The sequence below is a fragment of the Pseudomonas sp. 910_21 genome (assembly GCF_052850735.1).
Window position 1 is genome coordinate 408,319 of sequence record NZ_VXCY01000002.1, and the last position, 23,563, is coordinate 431,881.

Genomic DNA, 23,563 nt, shown 5'->3' on the forward strand with positions numbered 1-23,563 from the left:
CCAGCCTGCAGCCTTACTTGATCCGCTGGCCGGGCTTGGCGCCGCTGTCCGGGCTCAGCAGGTAGATCTCTTCACCGCCAGGACCGGCGGCCATCACCATGCCCTCGGAGATGCCGAACTTCATTTTCCGCGGCTTGAGGTTGGCGATCATCATGGTCAGGCGACCATCGAGCTTGGACGGGTCCGGGTAAGCGCTCTTGATCCCGGAGAACACGTTGCGCTGCTCGTCACCGATATCCAGGGTCAGGCGCAGTAGCTTGTCGGCACCTTCCACGGCTTCGGCCTTGACGATCAAGGCGACGCGCAGGTCGATGGCGGCAAAGGCGTCGAAGTCGATTTCCGGTGACAGCGGGTCCTTGGCCAGTTCGCCGTTGCCCGCTGGCGTGGCTGTGCCGGTGTCGGTCTGGCTGGCGGCCAGGTCTTCTTTCGAGGCGTCGGTCATGGCTTGGACTTTTACCGGGTCGATCCGCGTCATCAGCGGCTTGAATTCGTTGAGTTGATGATTGGCCAGCAGGTGCTGGTGATCGTTCCAGGTCAGTGCCGGAACGTTCAGGAAGGCCTCGGCATCGGCGGCCAGCAGCGGCAGCACCGGTTTGAGGAAAATCACCAGTTGGCGGAACAGGTTGATACCGGTGGCGCAGATGGCCTGGACTTCAGCCTGCTTGCCTTCCTGCTTGTTCAGCGACCATGGGGCCTTGTCGGCGATCCAGGCGTTGGCGCGGTCCGCCAGCCCCATGATCTCGCGCATGGCGCGGGCAAAATCACGGGCTTCATAGGCGTCGGCGATGCTTGGCGCCGCGGCCAGGAAGGCCTCGGTCAGCTCGGGGGCGGCATTGCTGTCGACCATCAGCCCGGCGTTGCCTTTGTGGATGAAGCCGGCGCAACGGCTGGCGATATTCACCACCTTGCCCACCAGGTCGGAGTTGACCTTCTGCACGAAGTCTTCGAGGTTCAGGTCCAGGTCGTCGACACCGCGGCCCAGCTTGGAGGCGTAGTAGTAGCGCAGGTATTCCGGCGACAGGTGCTCCAGATAGGTGCGAGCCTTGATGAAGGTGCCACGGGACTTGGACATCTTCTGGCCGTTGACGGTCAGGTAGCCGTGGACGTTGATGCCGGTCGGTTTGCGGTAGCCGGCGCCTTCGAGCATGGCGGGCCAGAACAGCGCGTGGAAGTTGACGATGTCCTTGCCGATGAAGTGGTACAGCTCGGCGGTGGAGTCCTTGCCCCAGAACGCGTCGAAGTCCAGTTCCGGACGACGGGCGCAGAGGTTCTTGAAACTGGCCATGTAGCCGATTGGCGCGTCCAGCCAGACATAGAAGTACTTGCCCGGCTCGTCCGGGATCTCGAAGCCGAAGTACGGCGCATCGCGGGAGATGTCCCACTGCTGCAGGCCGGCATCCAGCCACTCGGCGATCTTGTTGGCGACGGCGTCCTGCAGGGTGCCGCTGCGGGTCCAGGTCTGCAGCATCTGCTGGAAGTCCGGCAGCTTGAAGAAGAAATGCTGGGAATCCTTGAGCACCGGGGTGGCGCCGGAGATCGCCGATTTTGGATCTTTCAGATCGGTCGGGGCATAGGTGGCGCCGCATTTTTCGCAGTTGTCGCCGTACTGGTCCTCAGTGCCGCACTTCGGGCAGGTGCCCTTGATGAAGCGGTCGGCCAGGAACATTTTCTTTTCCGGGTCGAAATACTGAGTGATGGAACGCGTGGCGATGTGCCCGGCGTCTCGCAGCTTGAGGTAGATCTGGCTCGACAGCTCACGGTTTTCTTCGGCGTGGGTCGAGTGGAAGTTGTCGAAGTCCACCAGGAACTCGGCAAAGTCGGCGCTGTGTTCAGCCTGGACATTGGCGATCAGTTGTTCCGGGGTGATGCCTTCCTTCTCCGCACGCAACATGATGGCCGAGCCGTGTGCGTCGTCGGCGCAGACATAGATGCATTGGTTGCCGCGATGCTTCTGGAAGCGCACCCACATGTCGGTCTGGATGTACTCAAGCATGTGGCCAAGGTGGATGGAACCATTGGCATAGGGCAGGGCGCTGGTGACGAGGATCTTGCGTGGCTCGGACATGGGGCTCGGCTACTTGATGAAACGGAGGTCGGCCACTATAAAGCGCCAGCGCGGATTTTTCACCCTTCCGGGCACATTGTGCACAGCAAGCTTTCTCGCCACGAAGGAGTCGGCGGCGTAGGATAGCCGGCTGATTTTCCTGTCTTGTTATCGGAGTTGCCCATGAGCGCCGTCAATCGCGCAGCGGTGGAAGCCGTTCTTCGCCAATACACCGACCCTTACCTGAACCAGGACCCGGTCAGCGCCGGCTGCGTGCGGGCCATTGATGTCCAGGGCGATAAGGTCCTGGTCCAGATGGAACTGGGTTATGCCGCCGGTCTGTTCAAGAGTGGCTGGGCGCAGATGCTGCAACTGGCCATCGAAGGCCTGGACGGTGTCGCTTCGGCCAAGGTCGAGATCACCAGCGTGATCGCCGCGCACAAGGCCCAGGCGCAGATCCCGGGCCTGGCCAACGTCAAGAACGTGGTGGCGGTGGCGTCCGGCAAGGGCGGCGTGGGCAAGTCCACCACCGCGGCCAACCTGGCCCTGGCCCTGGCTCGTGAAGGCGCCAAGGTGGGGATTCTCGACGCCGATATCTATGGTCCGAGCCAGGGCATCATGTTCGGCATTGCCGAAGGCACCCGGCCGAAGATCAAGGACCAGAAGTGGTTCGTGCCCATCGAGTCCCACGGGGTCGAGGTCATGTCCATGGCCTTCCTCACCGACGACAACACGCCGATGGTCTGGCGTGGCCCGATGGTCTCCGGCGCCTTGCTGCAACTGGTGACCCAGACCGACTGGGGCAACCTCGACTATCTGGTGATCGACATGCCGCCGGGCACTGGCGATATCCAACTGACCCTGGCGCAGAAAGTCCCGGTGGCCGGCGCAGTGATCGTGACCACACCGCAAGACCTGGCGCTGCTGGATGCGCGCAAGGGCGTGGAGATGTTCCGCAAGGTCAACATCCCGGTGCTGGGCGTGGTGGAAAACATGGCGGTGCACATCTGCTCCAACTGCGGCCATGCCGAGCATTTGTTCGGCGAAGGCGGCGGCGAGAAGCTGGCCAGCCAATACGACGTCGAGTTGCTGGCTTCGCTGCCGCTGTCGATGCTGATCCGCGAGCAGGCCGACGGCGGCAAGCCGACGGTGATCGCCGAGCCTGAAAGCCAGATCGCCATGGTCTATCAGGAACTGGCCCGACATGTCGGAGCACGCATCGTATTGCAGGAAGCCGCCGCTCCGGCGATGCCCAACATCACCATCAGCGACGACTGAAGTCCGAAACAGGCCCAGCCGGCGAACGCGATCTTATGGACGCCTTCGCCGGCAAGCCGGCTTCTACAGTTGCGATTACAGGCTCAGATGCGCAGGCCGCCGTCCATCTCCAGGATGCGTCCGGTGTAATAGTCGTTCTCGAAGATATAGGCTGCCGAGTGGGCGATCTCTTCCGGCTTGCCCATGCGCTTGAGCGGAATGCCTGAGGTCATCTTCTCCAGGGCTTCGGGTTTCATGCTCAGGGTCATTTCTGTCTCGATAAAGCCGGGGGCAATCCCGGCCACGCGAATTCCGTAGCGCGCCAGTTCCTTGGCCCAGGTCACGGTGGCTGCCGCCACGCCGGCCTTGGCCGCCGAGTAGTTGGTCTGGCCGACATTGCCGGCGCGCGAGATCGAGGAAATGTTGATGATCGCGCCGCTGTTGTTCAATTCCACCATTTTCGCCGCCACTTCCCGAGTGCAGAGGAACACTCCGGTCAGGTTGACGTCGATCACCGCCTGCCATTGGGCCAGGCTCATCTTGGTCATCTCGCCGTCCTTGACCTTGAGCAGCAGGCCGTCGCGCAGGATTCCGGCGTTGTTGATCAGACCGTTGATGGCGCCGAAGTCTTCGGCGACCTGGGCCACCATATGGCTCACTTGTTCTTCATTGGCCACATTGCACAGATAGGCACGGGCCTCGACGCCAAGGGCCTTGCAGGCCGCCACGGCCTGGTCGAGTTTTTCCTGGTTCAGGTCCACCAGGGCCAGTCGTGCGCCCTTGGCGGCGAAATACTCGGCCATGGAGCGGCCCAGACCTTGGCAACCGCCAGTGATAATGATTACTTTGTCAGTGAGTTGCATTCGCATGTCCCGCTAGCAGGTCTTGAGGGGTGGTCCTTTTCGGGGAACCTCGGCCGGCTGCCGGACCTGGCCTGGCTGCAGATGAGAATTGCCCCGTTGGCGTAGCTGGAACAATGCTCCAGGCGCCCGTCCGTTTTCGACGGATTCTATAGAAGGAGTCATAAAGTGAGCGTTGAAGCTGCCAAGAATGCACGAGAATTGCTGCTCAAGGAATACCGCGGCGTGTTGTCGACGCACTCCAAGGCCATGCCGGGTTTTCCCTTTGGTTCCGTGGTGCCTTATTGCCTGGATGCCGAGGGGCGCCCCCTGATTCTCATCAGCCGCATCGCCCAGCACACCCACAATCTGCAGAAGGATTCCAAGTGCTCGCTGCTGGTAGGCGAGCGCGATGCCGATGACGTGCAAGCGGTGGGGCGCCTGACCTACCTGGCCGAAGCCGAGAAGCTTGAGGACCAGGACGCTATCGAGGCCGCCGCCGAGCGCTACTACCGCTACTTCCCGGAATCCCAGAACTACCACAAGGCCCATGACTTCGATTTCTGGGTACTCAAGCCGGTGCGTCATCGCTACATCGGCGGTTTCGGCGCTATTCACTGGGTTGATCAAGTGGCCCTGGCCAACCCGTTCGCCGGCAAGGCCGAGTTGAGCATGGTGGAACATATGAACAGCGACCACGCCAAAGCCATTGCTCACTACGTGGAACTGACGGGACTGCCGCACAGCGTGCCGGCGCAACTGGCCGGGATCGACAGCGAAGGCATGCACCTGCGCATTGGCCAGGCCCTTTACTGGCTGCCATTTCCAAGCCTTTGCAACACGCCGACACAAGTGCGCGAAGCCCTGGTTTTTCTGGCCCACGCCGATCGATGGCCGAAAAATCCGGCACCGGGTGCTTGAATTCACGAATTGGCGACGTCATTTACGGTCTACTGGAAGGCATTCTTCCGCAGAGGAAACCATTTGATGCGCCCTTTTCTGTTGCTCTTTTTACTGTTCCCGGTGCTGGAGCTGTTCGTCTTCGTCAAGGTCAGCGCGGCCATCGGGTTTTTCCCGGCACTGCTGCTGATCATTCTCGGTTCGATGCTCGGTGTGCTGGTGTTGCGCGTGGCCGGATTGGCCACGGCACTGCGTGCCCGTGAAAGCCTCAATCGCGGTGAGTTGCCGGCCCAGCAGATGCTCGAGGGGCTGATGCTGGCCCTGGGTGGCGGCCTGCTGATCCTGCCGGGTTTCATCAGCGATGTATTCGGCTTGCTGATGCTGCTGCCCATCAGCCGTCGCCTGCTGGCCAATAAAATGCGCCAGCGTGCCGAGGAGCAGGCCTTGCGCCAACGCGCCTTTGCCGATGACATGCGTGCGGCCCGTGGCGGCCCTGCGCCGCAACAGCCGTTGGGCCGTGAGCCCAATGTCATTGAAGGTGAGTTCGAGCACCGAGATTCTTGATAACTGGCCTCAAACACACGGCACCTTCGGGTGCCGTGTTCGTTTTAACCCGGGTGATGTAAAAAATTTCATCAGCCTGCCCTTGTAATAACCTTATGCGCCCTTATGTAACGGTCACCGCAAGGTTTCTGGTGCTGACACCAGACAGACTTCCGCGTCTCGCTTGTCGAGCCGCAACCGGCCACGCCGGATTTGTTAACCCGCCGGTATCGACACCGGCCGTTGAAAACCACAATTAGGAGAGATCGACAATGAAGCTTCGTCCTCTGCATGACCGCGTCGTCATCCGTCGCAGCGAAGAAGAATCGAAAACTGCCGGCGGTATCGTTCTGCCTGGTTCGGCTGCTGAAAAACCTAACCGTGGCGAAATCGTCGCTGTAGGTACCGGCCGCGTGCTGGACAACGGTGAAGTACGTGCGCTGGCCGTGAAAGTGGGTGACAAAGTGGTGTTTGGCCCGTACTCCGGCAGCAACACCGTGAAAGTCGATGGCGAAGATCTGCTGGTAATGGCTGAGAACGAAATTCTCGCCGTTATCGAAGGCTGATTTCCCACGTATTTTCCCGCTACTACACAGTATTTAAGGAATATCGATCATGGCTGCTAAAGAAGTTAAATTCGGCGATTCCGCCCGCAAGAAAATGCTCACCGGTGTCAACGTCCTGGCTGACGCAGTAAAAGCGACCCTGGGCCCGAAAGGCCGTAACGTGATCATCGAGAAGAGCTTCGGCGCTCCGACCATCACCAAGGACGGCGTTTCCGTAGCCAAAGAAATCGAGCTGAAAGATCGCTTCGAAAACATGGGCGCGCAGCTGGTCAAAGACGTTGCCTCCCGTGCCAACGATGACGCTGGCGACGGCACCACCACCGCTACCGTTCTGGCCCAGTCGATCGTCAACGAAGGCCTGAAAGCCGTCGCTGCCGGCATGAACCCGATGGACCTGAAACGCGGCATCGACAAGGCGACCATCGCCATCGTCAAAGAGCTGAAAGGTCTGTCCAAGCCATGCGCTGACTCCAAAGCCATCGCTCAGGTCGGCACCATCTCCGCCAACTCCGACAACTCCATCGGCGACATCATTGCCGAGGCCATGGAAAAAGTCGGTAAAGAAGGCGTGATCACCGTTGAAGAAGGCTCGGGCCTGGAAAACGAACTGTCGGTTGTAGAAGGCATGCAGTTCGACCGTGGCTACCTGTCCCCTTACTTCATCAACAAGCCGGACACCATGGTCGCCGAACTCGACGGCCCGCTGATCCTGCTGGTGGACAAGAAGATCTCCAACATCCGCGAAATGCTGCCAGTGCTGGAAGCCGTTGCCAAAGCCGGCCGCCCACTGCTGATCGTGGCTGAAGACGTTGAAGGCGAAGCCCTGGCGACTCTGGTTGTGAACAACATGCGCGGTATCGTCAAAGTCGCTGCCGTCAAGGCACCAGGCTTCGGCGACCGTCGCAAGGCCATGCTGCAGGACATCGCCGTCCTGACCGGCGGTACCGTTATCTCCGAAGAGATCGGCCTGAGCCTGGAAAGCACCACCCTGGAGCACCTGGGTAACGCCAAGCGCGTGATCCTGTCCAAAGAAAACACCACCATCATCGACGGTGCTGGCGTTGAAGCGGACATCCAGGCTCGTGTGACTCAGATCCGTCAACAAGTCGCCGACACTTCGTCCGACTACGACCGTGAAAAACTGCAAGAGCGTCTGGCCAAGCTGTCCGGCGGCGTTGCAGTGATCAAGGTTGGCGCTGGTTCCGAAGTTGAAATGAAAGAGAAGAAAGCCCGCGTTGAAGACGCCCTGCACGCTACCCGTGCAGCCGTTGAAGAAGGCGTGGTACCTGGCGGTGGCGTAGCCCTGATCCGTGCTCTGCAAGGCATCAACGACCTGAAGGGCGACAACGCCGACCAGGACGTGGGTATCGCTGTTCTGCGTCGCGCTATCGAAGCTCCACTGCGTCAGATCGTTGCCAACTCCGGTGACGAGCCAAGCGTGGTTGTGGACAAGGTCAAGCAGGGTTCCGGTAACTTCGGTTACAACGCTGCCACCAGCGAATACGGCGACATGATCGAAATGGGCATCCTGGACCCAACCAAGGTAACCCGTTCCGCGCTGCAAGCAGCTTCGTCCATCGGCGGTCTGATCCTGACCACCGAAGCCGCTGTTGCTGAAATCGTGGAAGACAAGCCTGCAGCTGGCGGCATGCCAGACATGGGCGGCATGGGTGGCATGGGCGGCATGATGTAAGCCAGCCTTACCCCTGTACTGAAAAAGCCCCGCCGGTGAACACCGGCGGGGCTTTTTTATGCCTGGGATAGGAGGGGTCGCCTGGATCTTCGCGGGCAAGCCCGCTCCTACAACGATGCACCTCTGTAGGAGCGGGCTTGCCCGCGAATGACTTCAGCGCTGACTCAACTCGGCCGCCGAGGTTTTGGGCGCCTTCCAGCTCAACAGTTGCTGCTTGAAGCCATAACTGGCGCTCTGGTAGTAACTGATACCGCGCTGGATCAGCGGGTCGCTGTCCTGCACCCGGGATTCCTGGCTGGCACCCAGGGCCTGGTCATGGCGGCGCAGCCCTTGGCGCGGGCTGAGAATCGCCAGGTCCTTGCCGTCGAACAGCCCCAGGTGTTGGTAATTGCCCACCAGGACACGCGGGGGCAGTGGGTTGTCCTGCAACAGGTTGCGACCGAAGAAGGTCGATTCGTAGTCCAGGTTCAACAACCCCAGCAGCGTTGGCGCCAGGTCGATCTGACTGGCCAGCTGGGCACTTTCCCGCGTTGGGACCAGCTTGGGGGCGTAGACGAACAGCGGGATCTGATAGTTGCTGATGGGCAGGTCCTCCTTGCCCGCGCTGCCTGCGGTGTGGTCGGCGACGAACACGAAGATCGTGTTGTCGAACCAGGGTTTTTGCCGCGCCGCCTTGAGGAACTCGCCAATGGCGTAGTCGGTGTATTTGACCGCGCCGTCACGGCCATTGCCGGACTTGATGTCGATGCGGCCGTCGGGGTAGGTGTACGGACGATGGTTGGAGGTGGTCATCAGTTGCAGCAGGAAGGGGCGTTGTTGCGCGTAGTCGGCGTCCGCCAGCTTCAGGGTCTGGTTATACAAGTCTTCGTCGGCCATGCCCCAGGCGTTCTTGAAATGGATCTCGGACTCTTCGACGCTGCTCTGGTCCACCACTCGGTAGCCGTTGCCGCTGAAAAAGGCGTTCATGTTGTCGAAGTAACCGCGTCCGCCATAGACGAACACACTGTCGTAACCCACGGCGCGAAGTTGCTGGCCCAGGCTGGCAAAGCCGCTTTCACGACCGATGCGCTTGACGATGGAGCGTCCGGGCGTCGGTGGGATCGCCAGGGTGATGGCTTCCAGGCCGCGGTCGGTGCGGGTGCCGGTGGCATAGAAATTGTTGAAGTACAGGCTCTGTTGGCGCAAGGCGTCGAGGTTGGGGGTCAGATTGCGTTCGTCGCCATTGCTGCCCATGTACTTGGCGCTGAAGCTTTCCAGGGTGACCAGGACGATATTCGGTGTGCGCGGGGTGCCCGGGTTGTCAATGGCGCGACGGATGTCCAGGGGGTCCTTGCCGATGAAGCGGGCATTGGGCTCGTTGAGTTCGGCGCGCATCTGGCGGGCCACCACATCGGCAGGCAGGCTGCGATAGAACTGTGGGTAATCCAGCTCATTGTTTCGAAAGGCAGCAAAGAACTGATACGGACCGTTGCTCGCCAGCTCATTCTGGTAGGCATTGCCGCCCTGGGCCCGCGGACTGTCCTGGCTGAGCAGTTGCAGGCTGGCGCTGGCCACCAGCAGCAGTCCCAGGGTGCTGAGCAGGCGATCACGCAGAGACGGCAAGGGCGCATCCAGAGCCGCCTTCAGCGGCTTGCGCAGCGCCAGGCTCAGGGCGATTGCCGCCAGGGCCAGCAGCGCCATGTACAGGCCGATCGGGTAGGACTCGAGAATGTTGTTGAGGACTTCGTCGGAATACACCAGGTAGTCGACGGCGATGAAGTTGAAACGCACGCCGAACTCGTCCCAGAACAGCCATTCCGCAACAGCGGTGAAAAGCATGGCGAAGAGGCTCAGGCTGAACAGGCCCTGTAACAGCCAGCGCGTTCCACGCCGCTGCCACAGGCTGGGCGGGCAGAGCAACAGGCACAGGCCCAGGGGCAGGGCGGCGTAGGCCAGGAAGCCCAGGTCGTAAAGCAGGCCGACGCCGAACACTGGCAGCCAGCCGCTACCGGCTTCGTTGAGGTGAGTCAGCAGGAGAGCGCTGCGGGTCAGCAGGAAAATCGCCAGCCAGGTGCTGGTCAATAACAGCACTAAGCGCGCTGGGGCGGTCTTGAGAAGATCCATCAGAGGGGTGTTCCTTGTGGGCAAACGGCCGGCAGTCTGAGCTTGCCCCTGTAGGCAGGTTGTGAACCTGTGGTGAAAAACTCGTTAAGCCATTGAAGGGGTGAAAAGTGCCCGGGGAGCGGTCAGACAAGGCTGGCGGCGAGTCGGACTTGGCCTTAAGCTGCGCGAGCCAAGACGGCCGTAACTGTGTACGGAGAGAGTGCCGATGCGAATTCTACTGGTTGAAGACAACCGCGATATTCTCGCCAACCTGGCGGATTACCTGGGACTCAAGGGCTACACCGTGGACTGCGCCCAGGATGGTCTGTCGGGATTGCACCTGGCTGCCACTGAGCATTACGACCTGATCGTGCTCGACATCATGCTGCCAGGGATCGACGGCTACACCCTGTGCAAGCGCCTGCGCGAAGATGCCCGGCGCGATACCCCAGTGATCATGCTCACGGCCCGTGACCAGTTGGATGACCGGCTTCAGGGCTTCAAGTCCGGTGCCGACGACTACCTGCTCAAGCCATTTGCCCTTTCGGAACTGGCCGCGCGGATTGAGGCGGTGATGCGCCGTACCCAGGGCGGTGGTCGCAGAGCGTTGCAGGTCGGTGACCTCAGCTATGACCTCGATACCCTGGAAGTCACCCGTGAAGGGCGCCTGCTCAAGCTCAACCCGGTGGGCCTCAAGCTGCTGGCGGTGTTGATGCAGAAGAGCCCCCATGTGTTGCGCCGGGAAATCCTCGAAGAGGCCCTGTGGGGCGATGACTGTCCGGATAGTGACAGCCTGCGCAGCCATGTCCACCAACTGCGCCAGGTGATCGACAAGCCGTTCGCCAAACCGTTGCTGCACACCGTGCACGGTGTCGGCTACCGGTTGGCCGAGGGCCGTGATGGAGTTTAAGCAGAGCCTTGCCCAGCGCATCATCATCGCCTTTGCCTTGATGAGCGCACTGGTGGCGGGGGCTTTCGCCATGGGCATCGTGGCGACCGTGCATCTGGTGGAGGAGAAACTCATCTCCGCCGGCCTTGGCGGCGATCTGCAACGCCTGTTGCTAATGGACAACGTTGCCGACTGGAATCACCGCCCCGAGCCCGACCAACTGTTCTACTACAGTGGCGGGCGCGGCGATTTCGAGTTGCCCAAGGATCTGAGGCACCTGGACCCGGGCTTCCATGAAGTGTTTCGCGAGCAGCTGTCCTATCACGCTATGGTCGAAGTGGTGGATGGCCGGCGTTATGTGCTGCTGCAGGATCAGAGCGATTTCGAAGAGCGCGAGCGGGTGCTGTTCGCGGTGGTGCTGGTGGGTTTCATCCTAAGTCTGGCGCTGGCGGTGTTCCTGGGGTGGGTCCTGGCACGTCGGGTGATGGCGCCGGTGGTTCGTCTGGCTCGCCAGGTCCGTCACCGGGATCAACTGCTGGGCTTGGCACCGCCCCTGGCACCGGATTATGCGGCGGATGAGGTGGGCGAGTTGGCGATTGCCTTCGATGCGACTCTCGGACGCCTGCGCCAGGCCTTGAGCCGTGAGCGTCTGTTCACCAGTGACGTCAGCCATGAACTGCGGACGCCGCTGATGGTCCTGGCCACGTCCTGCGAGCTGCTCCTGGAAAACCCCGGGCTCGATCCCCGTGGACGAGCCCAGGTCGAACGTATTGCCCGAGCTTGCGAGGAAATGCGTGAGCTGGTGCAGACGTTCCTGATGCTGGCCCGAGCCCAGCGGGAAGATGCTAGCATGTCGCCGCAACTGACGCTGACCCAGGCTGCCAAGGACTTGATCGGAGTGTGGCGCGAATCCGTCGAGGCCAAGGGTATCGAGTTGATCTTCGAGCCGGGACAACCGGGTGAGACCCGCTACAACGCCACTTTCCTGCATGCGGTGATGGGCAATCTGTTGCGCAATGCCTTGCACTACACCGAACAGGGATTTATCCGCCTGAGCCTGGTGCCGGATGGATTCGTCGTGGAGGACAGCGGCGTGGGCATTCCCGAGGAAAAACGCGAGGCGATGTTCCAGCCCTTTGTCCGCGGTGATGAAAAGCGCGGTGAAGGCTTGGGGCTGGGCTTGTCCCTGGTCCAGCGCATCTGCGAGAACCAGGGCTGGAGCGTCACTCTCAGTACCATGACCCCCAATGGCTGTCGTTTTCACGTTCAACTGCCCCCTTCCAAGGCTTGAATATTCTTGCTGGGCCCTGTTTTTCAGGGCCACTCGCTTGTCGATTTTTCTTCTTAGGTGGCCCCAGGCCATTGTCTGCTGCCTGTAAAACTCTGAAATATTTCCTCGTTGGACGGTACGAAGTTTTCACAAGGGGATGACCTGTCGCTGACACGCCGCTGCTTAAGGTGGCGCCATCAGTTGCAGGAGACTTTGATGATGGCGACACCGATCAAGCTGGAATTTTCCGACAAGTACGATGCCCAACATGCGCAGCAATACCTGCTCAAGCACCAGGAGGGGCTGGCACGACAGTTGTCCCACAAGCGTGATGAACAATTGGCTCGCGCTGCGCTGGCCCTGGCGGGAGAACCGGGCCTGGTGCTGGACCTGCCGTGCGGCGCGGGTCGTTTCTGGCCGCTGCTGACCGAAAAGGCCAATCGAATCATTATTGGCGCCGACAATTCAGCGGCTATGCTGAACACCGCCACGGTGGCGCAACCGGCCGATGTGGTGAAACGGGTACGAGCCTTGCAAACGTCTGCGTTTGCCATCGACTTGCCGGACAACGCTGTGGACTGCATTTTTTCCATGCGGTTGTTGCACCACATCGGTGAGGCCGAGCATCGGATAGCGCTGCTACGGGAGTTTCAGCGGGTCACCCGTGACAGCGTGATTGTTTCGCTATGGGTCGATGGCAACTTCAAGGCCTGGAAGCGCAAGCGCATGGAGCGCAAGCGGCTGTCCGAAGGTGGGCAGGAGGGTTACCAGAATCGTTTCGTGTTACCGGCGGCTACGGTCGAAGAAGAATTCAGGCAAGCCGGTTTTCGTGTCCAGGAGCACCTGGACTTCTTTCCGCTCTACGCCATGTGGCGGGTCTACGTATTACGCAAGAGGTAAGAGGATGGCTGTTGAATGTGCTTCGGAAATGGACGCCGTGCCCACAGATTGCTTCGAATACTTCTGGAACCAACAAGGTGAATGGGTCGAGGAACCCAATAAGCGTCGAGGCGGTGAGAGCGGCGTGCAGCGCCTGATCAGCAGCAGCGGTCGCCTGCTCTATGCCAAGCGGCAGATCGGGCACATTCATCGCAGCTTTCTACACCCCTTTGGTCGTCCGACCGTCCTGCGTGAGCGTGATGCCCTGCAAGGCCTGCGTTTGCTGGATATAGAGGTTCCGGAGCTGGTGTTCTGTGGCGCCCGGCGCGGCCCCGAGCATCAGTGGCAGGCCCTGCTGGTGACCGCTGCGCTCGACGGCTTTGTGGAAATCGATAACTGGTATGCCGCAGGTGAGCGTGAACGCCACGGCGAAGTGCTGCACGAGCGAGTGTTGCAGGCACTGGCGCAGACCCTGGCGCGTATGCACAAGGGCCGTTGGCAGCATGGCTGCCTGTATTCCAAACATGTTTTTGTACGAATAGATGGCGAGGGCGAGCAGGCCCAGGTGAGGATTGCATTGCTGGATTTCGAGAAGTGTCGCCAGCGCCTGAGCAGCCGTCGGGCGGCGGCCCATGACCTCAAGCAACTGCGCCGCCATTCGTCGTGGAATGACACGGACTGGCAAAAGCTCTACTACTTTTATAGAACGGTGTTTGGCAGCCCCATCAAAGGTTTATAGCTATGAAGCTAGAAATTGCACGAGGTTTGTTCCTGGCAGGAGCCTTGGCAGTTGCTTCCTTGGCCATGGTTGTCTGGGAGCAGCCGCGAACGCAGGTTCTCAGTGCCGCTCAGGGTGAACATTGCCCGTTGCCACGGGTGGCCAAGAGCTCGGTGGCGGTCAAGCCGGATCATGAACTGCTGTTGTTCATGTTCGGCATGAGCCAGGCGTTGAAACCCCAGAGTTGAAGACCTGAAACTGCCACCTGAAGGCCTCGCATTTCGAGGCCTTTTGTTTGTCCCGGATTCAGGTGTCCGCCTTGGCCAGCAGGGTGTAGATGCAGGGCAGGACGAAGAGGGTGAACAGGGTGCCGATGGACATGCCCGTGGCGATTACTGTGCCGATATCGAAGCGACTGACTGCACCGGCGCCGCTGGCCAGGATCAGTGGCACCATGCCGAACACCATCGCTGCTGTGGTCATCAGCACCGGGCGCAGGCGAATCGATGCGGCTTGCTCCACCGCCTGTCGGGCGCTAAGTCCCTGGTCCCGGCGCAGTTGGTTGGCGAATTCAACGATCAGAATCCCATGTTTGCTGATCAGGCCGATCAGCGTCACCAGGCCAACCTGGGTGTAGATGTTCATGCTCGACCAGCCGAGAAACAGTGGGATCAGTGCGCCGCAGATCGACAGCGGCACGGTCACCAGAATCACCACCGGGTCGCGGAAGCTTTCGAACTGCGCCGCCAGCACCAGGAAAATGATCGCCAGGGCCAGGCCGAAGGTGACCCAGAGCGCACTGCCTTCCTGGACGTACTGGCGGGCGGCGCTGGCATAGTCGAAGGCGTAACCGGCGGGGGCCTCCTGCGTAGCGATCTGGCGCATGGTGTCGATGGCTTCGCCCATGCTGACTACGGGCACACCGGAAATGGTCGCAGCGTTGAGCTGCTGGAACTGGTTCAACTGCCGAGGGCGGGCGCGGTCGCTGACTTTGATCAGGGTCGACAGCGGCAGGGCCTCACCCTTGCTGTTCTTCACGTAGTAGTTATTCAACCAGTCAGGGTTGTCCCGATAGGCGCGCTCCACTTGGGCGATCACCTTGTAGCTGCGTCCGTCGATGGTGAAACGGTTGATTTCCGCCTCGCCGAGCAAGGTCGCCAGCGTACCCCCCAGGTCCTGCATGGTAACGCCCATTTGCGCGGCCTTGGCCCGATCGATGTCGACCACCACTTCGGGTTTGTCGAAGGCCAGGTCAATGTCGACAAAGGCGAATTTCCCCGACTCCATGGCGCGTTTCTTCACCCGGTTGGCCACGTCCAACAGGGACTCGTAATCGTTGGGGGTGTTGATCACGAAGGCAAAGGGCAGGCCCTCGCCGGTGCCGGGCAAGGCCGGCAGGTTGAAACCGAAGACTTGCAGGCCGGCGATGCCTGCCAGTTTGCCTTGTACCTGGGGCAGGATCTGCATCTGGGTCCGCTGGCGCTGGTTCCAGGGCTTGAGCAGGAAGCCGCCGATCCCCGATTGCACCCCGTTGAAACCGTTGATCTGGAATGAGGAGTAGTACTCCGGGAACTCCTTGAAGATCGCCAGGAACTCATCGGTGTAGGCATTGAGATACTCCAGGTTGGCCGGTTGCGGCGCCGTGGCCAGCATGAAAATGATGCCCTGGTCTTCGTCCGGTGCCAGCTCCGCCTTGGTGAACTTGAGCAGCAGGGGAATCAGGCACAGCACGATCAGCGCGAAGACCAGTACAACGGGACGGGTCTCAAGGGTGCCGTGGAGCAGGCGCTGGTAGCGCTGCTTCAGGCTGTCGAAAATCCGGTCCAGGCGATGGGACAGGCCGCTGGGGTTTTCGTCGCGGCGCAGCAACAGTGCACACATCATCGGTGACAGAGTCAGGGCGACGATCCCGGAAATCACCACGGCCCCGGCCAGCGTCAGGGCGAACTCCTTGAACAGGGCGCCGGTGAGTCCCTGGAGAAAACCTATGGGAGCGTAAACCGCCGCCAGGGTGATGGTCATCGATACCACCGGCATGGCGATTTCCCGGGCACCTTCGATGGCCGCATCCAAGGGTGTCTTGCCTTCTTCGATGTGCCGATGAATGTTCTCCACCACCACGATTGCATCGTCCACCACCAAGCCGATGGCCAGGACCATGGCCAGCAAGGTCAGCAGATTGATCGAGTAGCCCATCAACTGCATGAAGAACATCACGCCGATCATCGACAGCGGAATGGTCACTACCGGGATCACTACCGAACGCAAGGCGCCGAGGAACAGGAACACCACCACAATCACGATCAGTACCGCTTCGAACAGGGTTTTGACTACCTCGTCGATGGAGGCCTGGATAAACAGCGTGGCGTCGTAGGCAATGTCCGACTTGAGGGTCGGGGGCAGTTGCGCTTCCAGTTCCGGCAGCAGCTTGCGCACCTCCTTGATCACGTCCAGCGGGTTGGCTCCGGGGGTGGCCTTGATGCCGATGTAGACCGAGGGCACGCCGCCGAAGGAGCTGATGGCGTTGTAGTTTTCCGCGCCCATTTCCACCCGCGCCACATCCTTGAGCAGGACCCGGCTGTCGCCATCGGTTTTCAACGGGATAGCCGCGAACGCCTCGGCGGATTTCAGCTCGGTGTTGGCATTGATACTGGTGACGACGTACTCGCCCTTGACCTCGCCTGCGGCGGACAGAAAGTTGTACTGGCGCACGGCGTTGCTCACGTCGCTGGCAGCCAGGCCATAGGCCGCCAACTTCACCGGGTCCAGCCACAGACGCATGGCGAACACCTGATTGCCGAGGATCTCCGCCTCGGCCATGCCTGGCAGGGTCGCCAGCTTGGGCTGGATCACTCGTGAGAGGTAGTCGGTGATCTGTGGGTTGTTCAGTTGCGGGCTGGAGAAGCTGATGTACATCAGCGCCGAGGCGTCGGCCGCCTCCTTGCTCAGCACTGGGTCTTCGGCTTGCTGGGGCAGCTTGTTCTTGACCTCGTTGGCCTTGGCCAGCAGTTCGGTGAACAGGCGGTCGCTGTTGGAACCGATCCGTGCATAGATCGAGATCACCGAGAAGTTCTGCCGGCTCACCGAGGTCATGTAGTCGATGCCTTCGGCGCTGGCCAGGCTTTGCTGCATGGGCTGGGTGATATAGCCCTGGATGGTTTCTGCATTGGCCCCGGGGTAGGCGGTGGTCACCGTGATCAGGGCGTTCTCCATCTGTGGGTACTGGCGCAGGGGCAGCTTGCTCCAGGCCTGGAATCCCAGCAGCACAATCAGCAGGCTGACCACGGTAGCGAGTACCGGGCGGCGAATAAACGGATCGGTAAAGGCCATGGGGATTCCTTGATCAGTCGGCGCGAGGCTGGCTGTTCGGCTGTTCCGGTTGCAGCTTGTCCGGGGTGATGCTGATGTGGGCGCCGTTATCCAGTTTGATCTGGCCGGCACTGACCACCTGTTCGCCCTTCTCCACACCCTTGTTGATCATCACCAGGCCGCCGCGATGCTCGCCAGTGTCGACAAAGCGCCGCTCGGCGATCAGCAGCGGCCGGCCCTCGGAGTCTTGCTCCAGGCTGCCGTCGGCGGCTTTCTTCTGCGTGACCACGTACACCGAGTTGCCGTAGAGGGTGTAGGCGAGGGCGCTTTCCGGCACCACCACCTTGAGCTGCGGGTCGGGAAGCAATACTTGCAGGTCGGCGAACATGCCCGGCAGCAAGCGGCCTTCGGGGTTGGCCAGGGTGGCGCGTACCAGCACGTTGCGGGTGCTGTTCTCGACCTTGGGGTTGATGGCGCTGATGCTGCCGGGGAACGACTCCCCGGGAAACGCCGCAACGCTGAGCTGCACGGTCTGTCCCAGACGGATCTTGGGCACCGATTGTTCCGGGATATAGAAGTCCACGTACAGGCTGCTCAGATCCTGCAGTGTTGCGATCACCGTGCCGCTGGCCAGGAAGTCGCCGACATCTACCTGGCGGATGCCGATTGTGCCGGCAAAGGGGGCGAGAATGCGTTTCTTGGCCAGGGAGGCCTTGAGCTGGTTGACCGTGGCCTTGTTCTTTTGCAACTGGGCCGAAAGCCGGTCGTACTCGCCCTTGGAAATCGCCTGACTGCCCACCAGTTGGCTACCGCGTCCGAAATCCAGCTGGGCCAGGCCGAGGTCGGCCTGGGCGGTTTCCAGCAGGGCGCTTTCCACAGCGCTGTCCAGGGTCAGCAACGGTTGGCCGGCCTTGACCTGCTGCCCGGATTCGAACTGCAGGTCCTTGACCGTACCGGCGACTTCCAGGCTGAGGTTGACCCCTTGCAGGGCCTTGAGGCTGCCGACACTGGGCAGCCGGCTTTGCCAGGGGCGCTCGTCGGCGGTAATCACCGCCACGCTGATGGGCGGCTTTGGGGCCGAGTAGACCTGGACCATCTTGTAGATCGAAAACGCCTTGTAGCCGGCTAGCAACAGCACGACCAACAGGACCACACCCAACATGATCAACATGCGGCGACGCAGCATATTCCGCTTCCTTGGAAAGCCCGGGAAACAAGCCCGGTAGACATTACTCCGAGTCGCGTGCGGGTTCCAGATGACTGTCCTGTCGTCTAGCGAAGCTCCCGGCGCCAAGGCCGGGGAGGGTTCTTCAGATCAGATGCAGATGGTTGTCCCAGAGCCCTGCGGGCAGATCCAGCGGTTTTGCCGCAATCTGTGTCTGGCGACAGTCGTAGAAGCGGCAGCGGCCTTGTCCCGAGGTCACCACGAAGCCGTCGGCCACGGCGCCGACCCCGGCACAGTCTGGCAGGGGCGCATCGACCCGCACTGCGCCGCTGTCCAGGTCCCAGATGAAGAAGCGGTTACCCCGGGGGGCGGTCAGAGCCACCAGGCGCAGGTCGCTGTGCACCGCGACGCTGGCGGTGTAGTGCCCCATGGCCTGCAACTGCTGTTCGGGTACCGGGAAGGCCGCGAAAGGTTGTCCCGGCCGCTTGATTGCCAGGAGTTCCGAGGGCTCGTGGGCGGCGCCCATGAACTGCTGGCCGGTGACGATGGTGCCGTCGCTGGCGATGCCCATGTGGCGCACGCTGTTCATCTGCTGGGCCAGGGTTTCCTTGCTCAACAGGGTGCCGTCGCGCTGCATCAGCACCAGGCTCGGCTCCATGGCATCGAGGTTCATCTCCACCCGGCTTTCGGCTTCAGTGCGGATGCCGCCATTGGCTACCACCAGGGTTTCACCGTCGGGCATCCACGACACCTGGTGCGGGCCGATACCGTGGGTGGACAGTTCACCGCTGTGCACCAGGCGCTCGCCTTCGAAGCGATACACCCCGAGCAGGCCACGGCCGGGGTCCCGGGTGTCGTTCTCGGTGGCGTACAACCACTGGCCATCCTTGTGGATCACCGCGTGACCGTAGAAGTGCCGGTCAGGTTGCGAGGTCACGGTCTGCAGCAGCGCGCCGTTGCGCAGGTCGATCAGGTAACTCTCGGTGCCCGGGCGCCGGGCCACGAACAGGGCGATCGGCAACTGCGGGTGATTGATGATGTCATGGCAACGTTGGCCGACCTGGGTGGCAAACACCTGTTTACCGTCCAGCTGATAACCGACGGCGTAATGCTTGCCGTCACCATCGTCCCTGGCCGAAAGCAGCAAGGGCTGTTTGCCCTTTTGCTTGAACAGCGTCCAGCCGCCCAAGGTCACCGCACTGAGCAGCAGGCTGCCCAGTGCCAAAGCCTGACGTCGCAGCATCATCAGTCACCGTCGTTGGCGTTGAAGCCCAGTTGGATCCCCAGCGCCTTGGCCAGTTCGCCTTCGTGCAGGCGGTGGACCACGTTGAGGCTGTCGTACAGATCGTTGAGCTGCTGGCGACCAGCGTCGTCACCGAGCATTTCGGTCAGCGAGCGCTGGGTGCTGGCGAAGAGTTTCAGCGAAGCGGCGTAGGCGGCGTCGATCTTGTCGGCCAAAGGCTTCTGATCGGCTGGCAACAGGCCGCGCAGGCCTTTGTTGTCGACACCTGCCCACACGGTTTGAGCAGCGCTGAGGCTGGCCTCAAGGCCTTGCAGGGACGACTGGCTGCGCCAGGCATCAGCCTGGAACGGCTGGGGAATGCCCTTGGTCTGGCGGCCCATCGGCGTGCCGAGCTTCTTCTTCAAGGTATCCAGGGCAGTAACCTGGACCCGCAGCAAGTCAGCGATGGCTTCATGGGAGTCGGCGTAGCGCTGGTTGGGGAACTTGCTCATCTGCGCGAGCATGCCGTCGTTGGTATTCCAGCCCGTCAGGATCTCTTGCGCCAGTTGTTTCTGACGTTCACCGATGGCGGTCAACAGCGGGCAGTAGCGGGCTTTCTGCGCGCTGTCGGCCATGTCGATCTTGCTGTCGAAGAGGATGTACTCGTAGGCCGACAGGCCTTGCACCACCACACTGGATTTGGCCAGGGCCGCGGCATCGATCTGCGGATTGGCGGTCACCAGTTGCTCGACCTGCCGGCCGACCAGGTTTTTCTTGTCCGGCCAGAACTGCACCTGCCAGGCGCGGTTGCCCTCGGCCAGCGGGCCGATCAGCAGTGGTTGCAGCTCGGCCCAGGCTTTTTGTGCGTGGAGGAAGTCGGCGCGGGCGGTGTCCAGGCTTGTCTTGCCTTCACAGAAGGCCAGGGCGCTGATGGCCAGCTGGCGGTCGGCCTCGACCCAACGGCTGTAGGTTGGCAGGATCACCTGTTTGGCGATGGCGGCCGAGGTCACGGCTTGTGGGTCCTGGGGCGAGCAGGCGCCCAGGGCGAGTGCGGCAAGGCTGGTGAACAGCAGTTTGGGGCGGAACATGTTCGGGCTCCCTTTATTGTGGAGAAAGCAGATGAGTCGAGTGTTTATAGCGAATTCAGAAAGGCCAGCAACGCGGCACGTTGCTCGGCATTGAACGCGAGAACCTGTTGCTTGGCGCCTTCGGCTTCGCCGCCATGCCACAGCACCGCTTCCATCAGGTTGCGGGCGCGGCCGTCATGCAGGAACTGGGTGTGGCCACTGACGGTTTCTGTCAGGCCGATGCCCCACAGGGGCGCAGTGCGCCAGTCGCGGCCACTGGCCTTGAACTCCGTGCGGTGGTCCGCCAGGCCTTCGCCCATGTCGTGCAGCAGCAGATCGCTGTAGGGGCGGATCACCTGATTGGCCAATTCGGGTTCGGCGGCGTTGGCCGCGGTGGTGAAACTAGGGGTGTGGCAGGACTGGCAGCCGGCCTGGAAGAACAGGTTCTTGCCGGCCAGGACCTGGGGCGAATCGACATCGCGGCGCGCCGGTACTGCCAGGTTGCGAGTGTAGAACAGCACCAGGCGCAGGATGTTGTCGCTGACTTCCGGCTCACCGTCCGGGCCATTGCCGTTGGGGGCCTGCTTGCAGGCGGTTTGCGCGTCGGTGCAGTCATCGAAAGGCCTCAGGTGAGTGGTCAGGCCCATATCACCAGAAAACGCGTGAACATTTTGTTGATTGAGGTTGGGTTGGCCGGCTTTCCAGCCAAAACGCCCGAGTACGGTTTTTTGCTGCGCGTCATCCCAGACCCAGTTGGGTCGTCCGGCAATGGCCTTGTTGCCGGCGTCGGGCTGAGCGTTGGCCAGGATTGCCGCTTCGGGAATGGCCTCCAGCAACCCCAGGCCGATCATCGGCGGCGCCACTCGGGCGGAGAACTGCGTCTCGGGGTGCATTGGGCCGTAGCCCAGGTCGGTGATCTGCAGCCTGGGCTTGCGTAACTCCACCTGGGTGCCGTCCTTGAACCGTACGGGTACCTGATCGTAATCGACCCGCACCCGGCCTTCGGGGGCGACTCCGGGAATTGCCATGTCTTGCAACTGGCCGCCATACACCGGTTCCGGCACCACGCCGACCTGCTCAATGATCTTGGTGTAGGCCGGGGCATCCGGGATCGACAGGCGCACCAGCATCGACACGGCGTTCAGCGCATCAGGCGCGGGGGGATGGCCGCGGCCGTCCTTGACGTGGCAGTTCTGGCAGGCGTTGGTGTTGAACAGCGGACCGAGGCCGTCACGGGCAGTGGTGGTGGAGGGGGCGATCACCCAGGGGCTGCGGAAAAAACTGTTGCCGACGCTGAAGTCCAGGCGTCGGGTCGGTGGCAGGTTGGCCGACGGCAGGGAAAAGGCATTGCGATCGGCCTTGTTGACCGTCGTCGCGCCGCCGGCTCGGGCTTCCCCCGGTTCGGCCTGGGTAAAGCGTGGAGCGTCATCGCAGGCACTCAGGCTCAAGGCCATGAGTAGAGCGGACCAGCGAAGCAGCGACGGGGGCATCGGACATCCTGCAAGACGAGCAAAACAAGGGCGCAAAGTCTAACAGGGCCGCCTGGATTGAATAAGAGGAATTATCGTTTGGTTTGACCCAGGACAAGCTTGCGGGGAAGCATTCAGGCGTAGGAAACGGAGCACTGCGGGCACAAAAAAAGGCGACCCGCAGGTCGCCTTTTTACTGAAGCCGCGCTGATCAGAACTCGTGATCGGCGTTGTCCGGGTTCAGGTCGCTGATGCCCAGCTTGCCCGCAGCCTGTTCGATCGAGCCGGTCTGCTTCACCAGGGCGGCGATGGCGTCACGCACGATCTGGTTGCCGGATTCGTTGCCCGCAGCGATCAACTGGTCGTAGTGCTCACCCTTGTTGGCGTGGTCCACCATGACCTGGATCTTGGCTTCGGTTGCCGCCAGATCAGCTTTCAGTGCGGCGTCGGCAGCCGGGTCGGCCTTGGCCACCAGGGAAGACAGGCTGGCGCCGGTCATCTTGCTGCCGTCGACACGGGTGTACTCGCCCAGGTAGACGTTGCGGATACCCTTGGCATCGTAGAAGTGCGAGTTGTGGGTGTTGTCGCTGAAGCAATCCTGCTCGTCTTCAGGGGAGTTGGCTTCCAGGGATACCTTCATCCGTTCGCCCGCCAGTTCACCCAGGGACAGGCTGCCCATGCCGAACAGCATCTTGCGCAGGCCGGTTTCGGCCGGTTCGGCTTCCAGGGTGGCACGGTAGTTGTCGGCCACGTCCGGCTTCCAGTTGCCGACCATTTCTTCCAGGTCGTTGACCAGCAGTTGGGTCACGGCCTTCAGGTAGGCGCGACGACGCTCGTTGTGGCCGCCGGTGGCACCGGCACCTTCCAGGTAGTCGGAAGCAGGGCGGGCGCCGGCGCCAGGGCCGGTGCCGTTGAGGTCCTGGCCCCAGAGCAGGAATTCGATAGCGTGGTAGCCGGTGGCGACGTTGGCCTCGGCACCGCCCAGCTCGTTCAGGCTGGCGAGTTTTTCCGGGGTGATGTCTTTCACGTCGACCTTGTCTTCGCCGACCTGGATCTCGGTGTTGGCGATGATGTTGGCGGTGGCGCCCGGGTTGCCCAGTGCGTGCTCGTAGCTCTTGTCGACGTAGTCGATCAGGCCTTCGTCCAGTGGCCAGGCGTTCACCTGACCTTCCCAGTCATCGATGATGGTGTTGCCGAAGCGGAACACTTCGCTCTGCAGGTAAGGCACGCGAGCGGCAACCCAGGCAGCCTTGGCGGCTTTCAGGGTTTCGTCGTTGGGCTTGGCGAGGAAGGCATCGATGGCGGTTTGCAGGGTTTTCGCGGTGGATTCGGAGTCGCTGTAAACGGCGAACACCATGTCGGCGTAATGCGCGACCACAGCCTTGGCCGCGGTTTCGTCGACCTTGCCGGCAGCGTCAGTGGCTGGGGTGGCAGTGCTGGCGGCCGGGGTCGGCGCTTGAGCGGCAGCCTTGTCGTCTTTGCCTTCGCCGCAGCCGGCGAGGGAAATAGCGATGGCCAACAGACTGGCGGTAGCCAGAGGCATACGAATCATGGCGAACATCCTGCTTCGAGAGGGGAGTGGACGGCGCGGGGGCGCGCAAAAACTGCAACATAATGCGAAAGATTTGCATTATGTGTAAAGGGTCGCGCC

Annotated in this window: 19 protein-coding genes; 10 read left to right on the plus strand and 9 right to left on the minus strand. The window is 61.5% G+C overall.

Annotated elements, in window-relative coordinates; genetic code table 11:
* Window positions 1-13: 13 nt before the first annotated feature.
* The gene (gene metG / locus FW796_RS06955) at window positions 14-2,065 is read right to left on the minus strand and encodes a methionine--tRNA ligase (RefSeq protein ID WP_346632502.1); all 2,052 of its coding nucleotides are present in this window, start codon (window positions 2,063-2,065) and stop codon (window positions 14-16) included.
* A 162-nt stretch (window positions 2,066-2,227) separates the two neighbouring features.
* On the opposite strand from metG, the gene apbC reads away from it, so the two are divergent.
* Window positions 2,228-3,322, plus strand: coding sequence for an iron-sulfur cluster carrier protein ApbC (gene apbC, locus FW796_RS06960; RefSeq protein ID WP_346632501.1), 1,095 nt, complete (start codon window positions 2,228-2,230; stop codon window positions 3,320-3,322).
* Between the two features lie 83 nt (window positions 3,323-3,405).
* On the opposite strand, the gene FW796_RS06965 is transcribed toward apbC, so the two are convergent.
* Window positions 3,406-4,164 (minus strand): SDR family oxidoreductase, encoded by a 759-nt coding sequence (locus FW796_RS06965; RefSeq protein ID WP_346632500.1) that lies wholly within the window; start codon window positions 4,162-4,164, stop codon window positions 3,406-3,408.
* 165 nt (window positions 4,165-4,329) lie between these two features.
* Between FW796_RS06965 and FW796_RS06970 the strand changes: the two genes are divergently transcribed.
* The 4 genes from FW796_RS06970 (at window position 4,330) to groL (ending at window position 7,842) form a co-directional block, all read left to right on the plus strand.
* Window positions 4,330-5,061 (plus strand): HugZ family pyridoxamine 5'-phosphate oxidase, encoded by a 732-nt coding sequence (locus FW796_RS06970; protein ID WP_446439176.1) that lies wholly within the window; start codon window positions 4,330-4,332, stop codon window positions 5,059-5,061.
* 66 nt (window positions 5,062-5,127) lie between these two features.
* Window positions 5,128-5,604: an FxsA family protein gene (locus FW796_RS06975; protein WP_011063094.1), complete on the plus strand. Its 477-nt coding sequence runs from the start codon at window positions 5,128-5,130 to the stop codon at window positions 5,602-5,604.
* 251 nt (window positions 5,605-5,855) lie between these two features.
* Window positions 5,856-6,149 (plus strand): co-chaperone GroES, encoded by a 294-nt coding sequence (locus FW796_RS06980; RefSeq protein ID WP_011063093.1) that lies wholly within the window; start codon window positions 5,856-5,858, stop codon window positions 6,147-6,149.
* A gap of 49 nt (window positions 6,150-6,198) precedes the next feature.
* The gene (gene groL, locus FW796_RS06985; protein ID WP_025129665.1) at window positions 6,199-7,842 is read left to right on the plus strand and encodes a chaperonin GroEL; all 1,644 of its coding nucleotides are present in this window, start codon (window positions 6,199-6,201) and stop codon (window positions 7,840-7,842) included.
* 153 nt (window positions 7,843-7,995) lie between these two features.
* Here the strand turns inward: groL and FW796_RS06990 are convergent, their stop codons facing one another.
* Window positions 7,996-9,945, minus strand: coding sequence for an LTA synthase family protein (locus FW796_RS06990; RefSeq protein WP_446439177.1), 1,950 nt, complete (start codon window positions 9,943-9,945; stop codon window positions 7,996-7,998).
* A gap of 205 nt (window positions 9,946-10,150) precedes the next feature.
* Here FW796_RS06990 and colR point away from each other — a divergent pair, with 205 nt between their 5' ends.
* From colR to FW796_RS07015, 5 genes are all read left to right on the plus strand, one after another.
* Complete coding sequence (colR, locus tag FW796_RS06995; RefSeq protein WP_047305857.1) at window positions 10,151-10,834, plus strand: two-component system response regulator ColR; 684 nt, start codon at window positions 10,151-10,153, stop codon at window positions 10,832-10,834.
* Complete coding sequence (locus tag FW796_RS07000) at window positions 10,824-12,104, plus strand: sensor histidine kinase (RefSeq protein WP_346632497.1); 1,281 nt, start codon at window positions 10,824-10,826, stop codon at window positions 12,102-12,104. The genes colR and FW796_RS07000 overlap by 11 nt, the downstream gene beginning before the upstream one ends.
* Window positions 12,105-12,302: 198 nt before the next feature.
* The gene (locus tag FW796_RS07005; RefSeq protein WP_404940088.1) at window positions 12,303-12,983 is read left to right on the plus strand and encodes a class I SAM-dependent methyltransferase; all 681 of its coding nucleotides are present in this window, start codon (window positions 12,303-12,305) and stop codon (window positions 12,981-12,983) included.
* A gap of 4 nt (window positions 12,984-12,987) precedes the next feature.
* The gene (locus tag FW796_RS07010) at window positions 12,988-13,701 is read left to right on the plus strand and encodes a lipopolysaccharide kinase InaA family protein (protein ID WP_346632496.1); all 714 of its coding nucleotides are present in this window, start codon (window positions 12,988-12,990) and stop codon (window positions 13,699-13,701) included.
* A gap of 2 nt (window positions 13,702-13,703) precedes the next feature.
* Window positions 13,704-13,928, plus strand: a complete 225-nt coding sequence (locus tag FW796_RS07015) for a hypothetical protein (protein ID WP_102860499.1) — start codon at window positions 13,704-13,706, stop codon at window positions 13,926-13,928.
* Between the two features lie 58 nt (window positions 13,929-13,986).
* Here FW796_RS07015 and FW796_RS07020 read toward each other — a convergent pair whose 3' ends face one another.
* The 6 genes from FW796_RS07020 to FW796_RS07045 form a co-directional block, all read right to left on the minus strand.
* Entirely contained in the window at window positions 13,987-17,010 is a 3,024-nt protein-coding gene (locus tag FW796_RS07020) for a multidrug efflux RND transporter permease subunit (RefSeq protein WP_346632495.1), read from the minus strand.
* A gap of 13 nt (window positions 17,011-17,023) precedes the next feature.
* On the minus strand, window positions 17,024-18,175 hold the full coding sequence (locus tag FW796_RS07025) for an efflux RND transporter periplasmic adaptor subunit (protein ID WP_346632494.1): 1,152 nt from the start codon (window positions 18,173-18,175) through the stop codon (window positions 17,024-17,026).
* A gap of 124 nt (window positions 18,176-18,299) precedes the next feature.
* Window positions 18,300-19,397, minus strand: a complete 1,098-nt coding sequence (locus tag FW796_RS07030; RefSeq protein ID WP_446439307.1) for a DUF1513 domain-containing protein — start codon at window positions 19,395-19,397, stop codon at window positions 18,300-18,302.
* A gap of 2 nt (window positions 19,398-19,399) precedes the next feature.
* Entirely contained in the window at window positions 19,400-20,464 is a 1,065-nt protein-coding gene (locus tag FW796_RS07035) for an imelysin family protein (RefSeq protein ID WP_446439178.1), read from the minus strand.
* Between the two features lie 44 nt (window positions 20,465-20,508).
* On the minus strand, window positions 20,509-21,933 hold the full coding sequence (locus FW796_RS07040; protein WP_446439179.1) for a di-heme oxidoreductase family protein: 1,425 nt from the start codon (window positions 21,931-21,933) through the stop codon (window positions 20,509-20,511).
* A gap of 190 nt (window positions 21,934-22,123) precedes the next feature.
* Entirely contained in the window at window positions 22,124-23,464 is a 1,341-nt protein-coding gene (locus FW796_RS07045; protein ID WP_346632491.1) for an imelysin family protein, read from the minus strand.
* Window positions 23,465-23,563 lie beyond the last annotated feature (99 nt).